Consider the following 13255-nt stretch of genomic DNA (forward strand, 5'->3'; position numbering starts at 1 on the left):
AATGCGTTAAAAGACCACCTGCTGGAAGAACTGGGCTGGGTAAAAGAAGCGGAAGAAAAAGTGATACCGGCACAGGCAAACCATGACCATGAGCCGATAGCGGTGATCGGGATGGGCTGCAGGTTCCCGGGAGCGAAGGACCCGGAAGCGTTTTGGGAGCTGTTAAGGGATGGGGTGGATGCGATCAGGGAAGTACCGCGTGAACGCTGGGATGTGGAGCATTATTATGACCCCGACCCGGACAAGCCGGGCAAGATCTACACCCGCCACGGTGGCTTTATTGACAATGTAGACCAGTTTGACTCCAAATTCTTTGGCATTGCACCCAACGAGGCGGATTATATCGATCCTCAGCAGCGTTTATTGCTGGAGGTAAGCTGGGAAGCGCTTGAAAATGCAGGGATCCAGCCTGATCATTTAAATAATACGCCAACAGGGATCTTTGTAGGCATAGGACAAAATGATTATGGCCAGTTTCACCTGGAAAATTCACGAACAAATGATATTAATACTTACACGGGTACCGGTAATAGTTATAGTTTTGCGGCAGGGCGTATTTCCTATTTTCTTGGTACACAGGGGCCGTCCATCAGTATCGACACAGCCTGCTCTTCATCACTGGTAACAGTAAATATGGCTTGCCAAAGCCTTAGGAACGGCGAAAGCAATTTGGCGCTGGCTGGGGGGGTACAGCTTATGCTTACCCCGCAATCAAGCATTTTCTTAAGTAAAAGCAAAGCATTGTCGCCTGATGGTAAGTGCAAAACTTTTTCTGATGATGCTAATGGTTATGTGAGAGGGGAAGGCTGCGGTATGGTAGTTTTAAAAAGACTATCGGACGCCATCAGGGATAACGACCGGATACTAGCAGTAGTGCGTGGCGTTGCAATTAACCACGATGGGCGAAGCAGCGGGCTAACGGTGCCTAACGGTCAATCGCAGGAAACGTTGATAAAAAAGGCAATGGAGATTGCAGCGGTTAACCCGGGTGAGATTTCGTATGTGGAAGCACATGGCACAGGTACATCACTTGGCGACCCTATTGAAATGGGAGCTATTGCCCGCACACTGGCCGCAAACCGTGGAGATAACGAGCCGCTGTTAGTAGGCAGCGTTAAAACAAATATCGGGCACCTGGAGCAGGCTGCAGGCATAGCAAGCCTTATAAAGGTAATGCTTGCTATGAAGCACAAACAGATCCCCGCCCATCTGAATTTTTCAGCTCCCAGCAGTCACATCGAATGGTCTGAAATTCAGGTGAAGATCCCGGTTAACTTAACAAATTGGTCGCCAAAAAGCGGACGTCGCATAGCTTCAGTCAGCTCTTTTGGTTTAAGCGGCACTAACGCACATATTATACTTGAAGAACCCCCTCTTCAGATAACGGAACATCCGGTTGTCGAAAAACCTGTTCAACTTTTTGCGTTATCAGCAAAAAACAATGAGACATTAAATAACCTGGCAGCCAATTACATTCATTTCTTCAAAAATAATGATGACGCTGATTTTTCTGATATCTGCTACACGGTAAATACCGGACGGGCAAAAATGCCTCATCGTTTGGCATTTTCTGCCGAAAATAAAACAGAGGCAATAAATAAATTACAGCTATTTATTGAAGGGGATACTAAAAAAGGCATTGCTTCAGGTAAGCTTCTTAATCCTGCAAATACTACAACCGCTTTTCTTTTCTCCGGGCAGGGTTCTCAATACCCGGCTATGGGCAGGGAACTGTTTAACGCGCATCTGGTATTTAAAGAAAACCTGTTGAAATGTGAAACCGTTTTAAATGATTATTTAGACATTCCGCTGTTGGAGATCATTTTTCCTGCCAATGGAGATGAAGAGCTTATTCATCAAACCCGGTATGCTCAACCAGCCATTTTTGCGTTTGAATATGCCCTGGCAAAACTATGGATGTCTTTAGGGATAAAGCCGGCCTATATTATGGGGCACAGCCTCGGCGAGCTTACTGCCGCATGTATTGCCGGGGTATTTACTTTGGAAGACGGGCTTAAACTGGTTGCTAAAAGGGCACAGTTGATGCAGGGTATTTCCATAGCGGGTGGAATGATGTCGTTATTGACATCTGTTGAAAAGGCTAAACATGTTATAGACCGCTATAAGAATGATTTAACAATAGCCGCATTTAATGGGCCGGAGCATTTTGTGCTTTCGGGAAGTGTAAAAGCGCTAAAGGATGCAGATGCGGAGTTGGACAGCGAAGGCATCCCTCATGTTATGCTGAATGTATCACACGCCTTTCATTCTTCGCATATGGACGTGATACTGGATGAGTTCCGTAAAACAGTGGCCGACGTACAATTCAACGAGCCGAATATTCCTTTGGTGTCAAATATTACCGGGAAGATTGCAGGAAAAGAGATAGCCGGACCTGAATACTGGGTTTCGCAAATAATTTCACCGGTTTGTTTTTTACAGGGCATAAAGGAACTGGAGGTAAAAGATTGCGCACTCTTTTTAGAAATAGGCCCTGATGCCTCATTGCTTACGATGGCAAAAAGCTGCCTGGCATCACCTGAGAAAATAAAATTCATGTCATCAGCAAGGTATAAAGCCCATGCCTGGAGGCTCCTGACCGATAACCTTGCCGAATTATTTGTTGCAGGCTTCCCGTTAGACCTTAAAGAATTTGATGCACCTTATAAACCACATCTTGTTGGTGCGCCACTCTACCCATTCCAGCGTCGCAGGCATTGGAACGGGCCATTGCCAACGGAACCTGTTGCAGGGCCGCCAACCCATGTTTTAACATCACAATCAATCATCATCCGGGACGCCGCTCCTGGTATTAAAATGAGTGAAATGAAAGTTTCTGAAACAGACACACAACCCGATAGAAATGCCATAATAAGGATTCTATCAGATATGGTAAACAAATTTTCAGGCCTTGATGCCGGCGAGGATGATCTGACTATCAGTTTTATGGAACTGGGGCTGGATTCGCTGATCCTCGTAAAAATGATTGACGCCATTAAGGATAAATTCGGGATAAAGCTATCAATGAAACAGTTTTTTGACGAGCTATCCAGTATTGACGCCCTTGCCAATTACTTAAGTGCAGCCGGTATCAGTATTGAACAGCCTACAGATCTGGCTTTACCTGCCCCCGTTATTATCGAAACTTTAGGGAGCAACGCGTTAAGTTCAGATCTTTTAAAGAAACTGGAAGAGCTTTCAAAACGCATTGAAAGCCTTGAAGCATCACCCGCAAAGGTGTTAAATAAAAGTACGGTTGCTCCGGAACCCGGCAAGCCATCAGGTAAGCTGAATTTTAAGGCTGTAAAACTACATGAGGATGTACCCTTTACAACGGTGCAATCAAACTTTATAGTATCGTTTGTACAGCGTTATAACAAACGTACTGCGCTATCTAAAGCTTATGCTCAAAAGCACAGGCATGTACTGGCAGACTGGATAAACTCAATTGATTTCAGGTTATCTCTTAAAGAATTTTTATACCCTATAGTTTCAGAATGGTCTTCAGGTTCCAAATTCAGGGATATTGATGGAAATAATTATGTAGATATAGGCCTGGGGTATGGTGTTAATTTTTTTGGTAACAGCCCTGGGTTTATTAAAGAGGCCATACAGGCCCAATTGATTGAAGGCATGGAGCTGGCCACACAAAGTGATATTGCCGGGGAAGTAGCACAATTAATACATGAGCTAACCGGGGTTGAGCGCGTAGTGTTCAGCAATACCGGAACAGAGGCGGTTATGGCGGCCATGCGCATAGCCCGTACAAAAACAGGCAAAAAGAAAATAGCCATTTTCACAGGCTCTTATCATGGCACCTTTGACGGTGTATTGGCGCAGATGGAATCAAGGGGCGATGAATATTTTGCATCTCCTATAGGCCCGGGTATTCCGCAGGGCTATGCCGATGATGTTTTGGTGCTTACTTTGGGCGCCGAAGAATCTTTTAATATTATTGAAAAATATGCGCATGAGATAGCCGCGGTAATGGTTGAGCCTGTTCAGAGCAGAAGGCCAGGGTTTCAGCCTGTTGAATTTCTTAAAAAACTGAGGGATGTAACCCAAAAGAATGGGATTGCACTCATTTTTGACGAGATTATTACTGGTTTCAGAATTCACCCCGGAGGTGCACAGGCGCATTTTGGAATTTATGCTGATATAGTAACTTATGGTAAAATTCCAGGCGGTGGTATGCCGATAGGTATTGTTGCAGGTAAAAAAGAATATATAGATACAATTGATGGTGGCTGGTGGCAATATGGAGATGACTCATATCCACCTGTTGAGATGACGTTTTTTGGCGGTACTTTTTGCAAGCACCCGCTTACAATGGCTGCAGCAAAGGCTTCGTTGCTAAAAATGAAACACGAAGGCCCCGCATTGCAGGAAAGGGTTAACAAGCTAACAGTATATTTTGCGAAAGTATTAAATAGCTTTTTTGAAGAGATATCCGTACCAGTAAAAATTGTCCATTTCGGGTCGTTATTCCGCTTTGAATCATTTGGAAAATACAGCCTTGTTTTTCAGCCAATTGAAATGAGCCTTCTTTTTTACCTGATGATGGAAAAAGGGGTTTACACCTGGGAAAGAAGGGTTTGCTTTTTCTCCACAGAACATACTTATGAGGATGCAGACAAAATTATAGAAGTTGTAAAAGCGTGTGTTCAGGAATTGCTTAATAATGGTTTTTTTGCCGAAAGGGAAATAATTGCAGCCTTACCGGTTAAAACACCGGCGTCATTTGCAGCCCCGGTTACATTCAGCTTAACAGATGCACAAAAACAGTTATGGCTGCTTGCAGAGCTTGATGATGCCGGCTCGCAAGCTTATAATGTATCGACCACGCTGCAATTAAAAGGGAAATTGAATAAACAATTGCTTCAAAACGCATTGGATAAGGTAATAGCCCGGCATGAAGGATTAAGAACATATATTAGCCCTGACGGTGAACACCAGGTTGTTTTACAAAAACTGCCCTATACGATTGTTTACACCGAAGCGCATGGAACGGATAATAAAGGAAAACAGGAATATGCTGATAAATGGATAGAGGAAGGTAGCCTGGTTAAATTTGAACTCGGAAAAGGCCCCTTGTTCAGGATCCAGGTGTTGCAACTGTCTGATGATGAATATCTGCTGCAGTTTATTGCCCATCATATCATATTAGATGGCTGGTCGTTTGGTGTGGTTTTGTTTGATCTTGGTGCTTTCTATAATGAATCCGCTTCAGGCAGGCAGGCACAATTACCCGAAGCATTATCTTTCAGGGAATACGCTGGTATGCTCGACAAATCACTTGCTGACCCGGCAATGGATGCAATGAAGGTTTACTGGAATAAAAAGCTTTCGGGGAAGACAACACCCCTGCAGTTGCCTGCCGATTTCCAGCGGCCTGCAAATAAAAATTATAAAGCAGCAAGGTGTACACGAAAATTCCCCCAGTCATTCAATATAAAATTAAAAGATTTTTCAAGGCAAAATGACTGTACGCCATTTATGCTGATGATATCGGCCTATGCCGCATTTCTACATCGCTGCTGCGATACAGATGAGTTGATAATAGGCATGCCGGTAAGCGGCCGCAATTTTGAAAATGATAAAAATGTAGCAGGTTATTGCGCAAACCTATTACCATTTTTAAGCCGTTATGCCGATGACGGCTCTTTTATTGCTTTCCTTAAAAATTCAAAGAAAGAGCTTATTGAATGTTTTGAAAACCAGGCGTATCCTTTTGCGAAAATTTTGGACGATCTAAACCAGAAGGGAAACCGCCTTCAATCGCAACTGGTAAATGTTACGTTTAATTTAAACCCGGTTAATGAACTGCCATCATTTGCAGCATTACAGGTTAACTGGATACAAACACCGTTAAGCTTTGCACCATTCGACCTGTTTTTTGACATTACAGTACTGCCCGACGAAATGGTGCTTGATTGTGACTACAATACCGGCCTTTTCCTTCCTGAAACTATTTCGGGTCTGCTCGAAAATTTTGAAACATTTTTAACAGGGGTGCTGACTGATCCGGGTACACCGGTTGGTTTGCTTCCGTTAATGCCACTGCAAAGCCGCAAGGTTATTATTGAAGAATGGAACAATACAAGTAAATATTTTCCCGCCGGTGAAACTGTTAACGGGTTGATAGATAAGCAGGTTATTGCTAACGGATCAGCCATCGCTTTAATTGACGGATCAAAAAAAATATCATATACTGACCTTGATAAAGCAGCTGGGAATGTGGCTGCATCCCTTTTAGAAAACGGCTTAAAAGCAGGTGAAACGGTAGGGATTTACATGGATCGTTCTGCTAATTGGGTAGTAGCTATTTGGGGAATACTGAAAGCTGGAGGTGTGTATGTGCCATTGGAAATTAGTCTGCCCGAAATACGCCTCAAATTTATTGCTGAAGACGCTGATATAAAATGGACATTGACTGATACCCTGAGTTGGGACAAGGCAACAAAGCTCAAACTTAACGCATTGGCCATAGACAGGATAAAGACGCCCCCCAAAGCTGAACTAAATACTGATTTCCCAGAAAATGACCCGGACAGAAACTGTTACATTATTTATACATCCGGCTCAACCGGTACACCCAAGGGCTGTGCAATAACCCATCGTAACCTGGTAAATTATTTATTATGGGCAAAGGGATATTACTTTACACAAGATAAGCCCGTAAGCTCAGCGCTATTCACCTCGCTTTCCTTTGACTTTACTGCAACACCAATATTCTGCTGTCTTACTTCAGGTGGCCAGCTGGAAGTTTTCCCCGAAGAAAAAGAAGCTGCGGAGGTAATGGAAGCTTGTTTTAAGGGGGACAAAAAATATGACTTTCTGAAACTTACGCCATCCTATCTCGGTTTGATTGAGGGTATTGTTCATGGGCAGGAAAATATAGGCTGTATCATTCTTGGCGGCGAGGCTGTATTTCCGGTGCACTTCGAAATATTGAAAAGGCTGTTGCCAAAGGCAAAGGTTTATAACGAATATGGACCTACGGAAGCAACTATTGGTTGTATTGTAAAGGAATTGAATGAACATGATCCTTTTATACTGATAGGCAAGCCAATTCATAATATGCAGGTTTATATTATTGATAAAAATGAGCAGCTTTTACCTGTTGGAGTTCCCGGCGAAATTTGCCTGGCAGGCGCGGGCTTGTCAACAGGATATCTTAACAGGAAAGAACTAACAAGCCAGAAATTTGTGGCAGATCCTTTCAATCGCGGGCAGGTGATGTACAAAACGGGTGATACTGGCCGCTGGCTGCATACAGGTGAAATTGAGTACCTGGGCAGAATTGACGAACAGGTAAAAATAAGGGGCTTCCGCATCGAACCCGGGGAATGTACCGATGTGCTTATCACTCATAACCATATAAAAAAGGCTGTTGTAGTAGCAACTAAGGTTAATGATGCAGAATATGAGCTAACAGCTTATTTTGTTCCCAAAAATGAAGATACAATTCCTGCGGCAACAGAACTGCAAGGCTTTATGGCATTAAAACTGCCATATTATATGGTTCCTGCCAGGTTTGTTAAAATTGATGAAATTCCGCTTACCACCAATGGCAAGGTAGATAAAGTAAGCCTGCCGGTTTGGATGGACAATCATCAACCCCAAATTGACTTTATTGCTCCCCATACCTATTCCCAAAAAACTGTTGCTAAAATTTGGTCAGACATATTGGGTGTAAACAGCCCGGGGTTGCTTGACGATTTTTTTGCATCAGGAGGGCATAGCCTCAAGGCAGCCAAAATGGTAGCCGCTATTTTAGGAGAAACAGGCATTAAAATACCAATCAAAACAATTTTCAATGCAAAAACGCTTGGCGAACTTGCTAATATAGTTGAACATACCGAAGCAGAGGGCTATGAACCTATTCCGCAATTACCGGCTGCTAATGATTACCAGCTTTCTCATCCCCAAAAACGGATCTGGATAGCCAACCAGCTTTCTGAAGACCCGGGAATTTTTAATATGACAGGTTTTTATGAAATAACAGGCGATCTGGATGTTAAAGCTTTTTCTAATGCCCTTGAATTAATTGTGGAGCGCCACGATATTTTACGGACTGTTTTTACCTCGTTTTCTGCCGAACCTAAACAAAGAGTGCTAAGCACGAATGAATATGGTTTCAAAATGAAAACGGCTGATCTTTCCGGGGAGGCGAATGCTTCTGAAAAGGCTATGGAGCTGTTGCGGGAAGAAAATAAGCTCCCTTTCAACCTGGAAAAAGGCCCTTTGCTTCGTTCATTGCTTTGTAAGGCAGGTGATGAAAAATATTATTTTTCAATAAGCCTCCATCACATTTTATTGGATGGTTGGTCTACAGGTTTGTTCATTGGTGAGCTTTCAGAAAATTACGCCCTGCTAATCGCCGGAAAATCAATCTCTCGGGAGCCACTAAAGGTGCAATACCGGGATTTTGCTGCCTGGCACAGCAATCATATTGCCTCAAAGCAAACAGATGCATCCAAAACTTACTGGCAGCAGCAATTTTCAAAGATCCCGCCAAGGCTGAACCTGCCGGTTGACAGGCCGCGGCATGATTATTTAACCTACGATGGCAAGCAATTGTCCATGACGATTGAACCTGAACTGCACAGCAAATTAAACGCTGTGGCAAGGGAGCGCGGGGTAACGCTTTATGTAATTGTATTATCGGCTATTTATGTAACGCTGTTTCCCTATGCAAATGGGGAAGATATTTTATTAGGTGTTGAAACAGCTGAGAGACGCCATCCCGACCTGCAAAAAATGCTTGGCTTTTTCCTGAATACCGTTGTGCTGAGAGCCGGGTTTAATAAAGAAGATGATTTGCTTAAAGTAATAAGTGAAGTAAATAAGGTGGTAAATGATGGGTTGGCACACCAGGATTACCCTTTTGATTTATTGCTGCACGAGCTAAAGATACCAAGAGAGCAAAACCGGACACCATTGTTTGATGTGCAGGTGGATTATGTACCTAATATGTATGACAATAATTACGATGATGGCATTATGACTGGGCAAGGATTAGAAATGAAATACATAGTACCTGAAGTAAGGGTTACCCAGTATGATATTTCCTTCCTGATTACTGATAAAGTGGATTTTCTTAAAGTAGATGTTGTTTATAATAACCATTTGTTTAGTGAACACACAATAGCAACTATAGCAGCTAACTATAAAGAAATTTTGACAGCTATAGCAAAAGATCAAACACTAACCGTTGGCAGTGTTATGCCGGAAAATAAAAAAGAGAGTCGGTCAAAAAAAATAAGCCTTAAACTGAATTTTTAAAATTTAACAGCATACGTTAAACTAATGAGCAATTTAAATACACCCGGAACCAATTACAGTGAAGCAGCAATTTTCTGGAAAGGCCAGTTTGCCGCGTTGGGTACCAATGAAATAAATATGGGGGAAACCAATTTTCTTCCGGATGAGAGAAGTGGTTTTTTAACCTTGGAACTTACCTTAAGTGATGATTTCAGGAATAGGTTGGCCACTATAACAGATGACCCGCTAACCACTTTTGGTATTATTACTTCAATGTTCGCCTTATTATTTAGCCGCTATCAGTCATCGTCATCGGCAATTTTCATGGTGCCATGTTTGAAAAATGAAAGCACTGATGACCGATTGTTTCCATTACTATTGCAAAGGGAAGAGGGTGATACCTTAAAAAGCTATCTAAACAGGTCGTTACAATTGATAGAGGATTGTTTCAATTATGCTGATTATCCGTTTGAAGTATTGGCAAAAGAACAATTGGGATGGGAAAAAACCGATGTAAGTGATATATTGATCTTTACCGACCTTCATTCACTTTCCGGGGATAAGCACAGGTTTGGAATAAATATACATGTCGACCCTGTAACTTGCAGGATAAGGTTTGAATATAATCCTCAGATCTTTCCTGCCTACAGGGCCAGGCTGGTACAGGGCCACCTGGACCAAATTGAAAAAGCTTTCGGCGATTTTAATACCCCAATAGAGGGAATCGGGCTGTTAACAGCAGATGAAATAAAATATTTGGGCAGCCTAAATCCGCCGGTAAATGAAACAAGCAATCAAACTTTTATTGACCTTTTTAACGAAAGCGTAAAAAAATACCCCAACCAGATTGCCCTGCGCTTTGAAGGAAACACGCTTACTTATAAAGAACTGGATCTAAAAAGCTCAAAGCTTGCAGCATATTTTAAGCGGGAGCTGGGAACACAAGCAGGTTCAACTATAGCATTGCTTGCAGAAAGATCAGAGCTGACGATAATAGGAATATTAGGCATCCTTAAATCGGGCGCAGTTTATGTACCGGTGGATCCGGCTTATCCTAAAGAGAGGATTGAATACCTGTTAACAGCTTCTGGTGCAGAAACGCTGGTAACAACTTCATCCTATTTATTCGATATTCCGTTTTTTGCGGGGAATATCTTTGCAATAGACCTCCAATTGGACGAGCTCCCGGAAGTTGTTGCCGGTTTTAATGTTTCCATCGATGCACAGTCGCTTGCATATATCATTTTTACCTCGGGATCAACAGGCAGACCAAAAGGTGTTGAAATAAGCCATGCAAATGTTTTTAATTATTTAAACTGGGCAAAAGATTACTATTTCCGCCATAACCCTGACGGCGGAAGTTTTGCTTTATTTACACCTGTATCTTTCGATCTCACCATCACCTCTATTTTTGTTCCGTTAATACGGGGAAAACATATCGAGATTTTTGGCGACAGAGACACCGGAGAGATCTTAGCAGAAATATTTGATGAAAATGGCGGGGTCGATACTGTTAAACTAACGCCGTCGCATATTTCTTTATTGGCCCAACTACCTGCAGGTAATAACAATGTACGCACCTTAATTGCAGGCGGCGAAGCTTTGCGGGATGACCATATTGTAATAATTAAAAACAAATGGCCAGGCATTTTAATTTTTAACGAATACGGGCCAACAGAAGCCACGGTGGGCTGTACAGTAACAGAAGTAAGTACCGGTAATATTACTATTGGCCACCCAATTGCCAATGTATCAATTTATATACTTGATCACAACCGGAGGCTTTTACCTGCTGGTGCTGTTGGTGAAATTTATATTGGTGGGGTTTGCCTTGCCAGGGGCTATCGGGGGCAAGCGGAGCAAACCCGTTCAGTATTTGTGGATTCGCCGTTTACAAGTGGAGAACGGATATATCGTACCGGCGACCTTGGCCAATGGTTGGAAAACGGGAACCTGAAATATATGGGTCGTAAAGATAACCAGGTTAAAATAAGGGGTTATCGTATAGAAACCGGGGAGATAGAAAGCACCTTACTTGAAATTAAAGGAATTAAGGATGCAGCAGTAGTGCCTTGTTTTAATAACGCCACAAGCACAAGTCTTACCGCGTTTTATACGGTTACCGGCGAAGATGCGCCAAAATATGAAGAAATTGAGCACATACTTGCCCAAAAGCTGCCGCTTTACATGAGGCCTTCATTGATTATATGCCTCGAAAAGCTGCCGCTTACCCCAAATTTTAAAATTGACAGGAAAAAGCTGGCTGAAATGGAGACTGGTGCAATCAATGAAAACTATACAGCTCCGGTTTCAGGGACAGAACAAATCCTGGTCAATATTTTTGCGGAGGTTTTGGGCCGTGAAAAAGTTGGCATAGATGATAATTTTTTCGCCATAGGCGGTGATTCAATAATAGGCATACAGATTGTTTCGCGGGCAAACAGGGCAGGCATAATGATAACCCTGAAACAGTTATTCAAACAGCTTACGATTGCAGGGTTAGCAGCCGTAGCAGAAAAAGCCGCGCCTGTAGTTGCCGAACAGGGTCCTGTTTACGGGGATATTGAAATTATCCCAGTTCATAAATGGTTTTTTGACCAGTGGCAAAACAAAATCTCACATTATAACCAGTCTGTTATATTAAAAGTAGGTACAGGTTTCGATCCTGCCTGCATGGCTCCGGCTTTGATGAAAATTATGGAACATCATGATATGCTCAGGATGCGGGTAAGGCTGAAGGATGGTAGCTATGAAGAGTACATTCCGCAAACTGTCGCTATTGATCCGAATTTCAGCATTAAAGAATTTGCCGGCGCCTACGGGACTAATCTGCAAAATCAATTACTGGAAGATATGGCTTCATTGCAGGCAGGGATGGATATTTTTGACGGACCCATTTTAGCAGCAAGATATTATAAACTGGAGGATGAAAAGGAATCGCTGTTATTTTTAGCCGCGCACCATCTGATAATTGATGGGGTTTCATGGCGGATTTTGCTGGAAGACCTGTCTGCAGTTTACACGCAGTTAAAATTAGGGCAGGCTGTTCACCTTCCGGAAAAAACGGATTCATTTAAAAATTTTGCGACTAAGGCATTACAATACTCTTTCACCAACAAGCTGGTAAATGAATTGTCTTTTTGGGCAAATGAAAACAGGATGGAAGCAGCAACCGAGCTACCTGTAGATCTGAATGGCGACAAAGAAAAAAACACCGTGAAAAATGCACTCACGCACACGGTAAAACTTGATGAGGAAACTACAAAGGCCTTAATATCAGCTGCCCATACAGCTTACAATACCAACGTAAACGATCTGCTGCTTGCAGCGCTGGTTAGCGCTTTTGGTAACTATACCTCGCAGCGCAGTTTATTAATAGCAATGGAAGGACATGGAAGGGAAGATGTTTTTGAAAATATTGACGTCAGCAGAACAATAGGCTGGTTCACTTCAATTTATCCTATTTTACTTGAACTCGATGATACAAACGGCCCTTCATCGGTCATAACTTCATTGAAAGAGCAATTAAGGCAAATTCCTGATAATGGAATAGGTTACGGATTATTAAAATATGGCAATACAGAGGATTATATTAAAACAGCTTTATCATATTTGCCAAAACCGGAAGTTATCTTTAATTATTTAGGCCAGTCTGCACAGGCGCTGCCTGACGACTTAGGGTGGAAAATATCGCCCCTGCAAACAGGCAGCGATCAGGACGGCGATGCTGCCCGCAATTATTTAATAGAAATTAATGCTATAGTTATAGATGACAGCCTGGTTGTTGACTGGACATACTGCCCTCAGTTGCATAATGAGGATACCATTAAAAAACTTGCCCATGACTACCTGGAAGCATTAAAGGAATTGATAACACATTGCCTTGAAGCAGGTTCAGGTGGGTACACACCATCAGATTTCCCGGAAGCGAATCTTGAACAGGACCAGCTTGACCAACTTATTTCTCAATTTAAATTTTCAAACTAGC

General features: G+C 42.5%; 2 protein-coding genes. Both read left to right on the top strand.

Features of this window, described 5'->3' with window-relative positions:
• The first annotated feature begins 60 nt into the window (after positions 1-60).
• Positions 61-9288, top strand: coding sequence for a non-ribosomal peptide synthetase/type I polyketide synthase (locus BUE31_RS00005; RefSeq protein ID WP_234997717.1), 9228 nt, complete (start codon positions 61-63; stop codon positions 9286-9288).
• 24 nt (positions 9289-9312) lie between these two features.
• Positions 9313-13254, top strand: coding sequence for a non-ribosomal peptide synthetase (locus BUE31_RS00010; protein ID WP_073399066.1), 3942 nt, complete (start codon positions 9313-9315; stop codon positions 13252-13254).
• Position 13255: the final 1 nt, after the last annotated feature.

It is taken from the genome of Mucilaginibacter sp. OK098 (genome assembly GCF_900142915.1).
In the GTDB taxonomy this organism is placed as follows: domain Bacteria; phylum Bacteroidota; class Bacteroidia; order Sphingobacteriales; family Sphingobacteriaceae; genus Mucilaginibacter.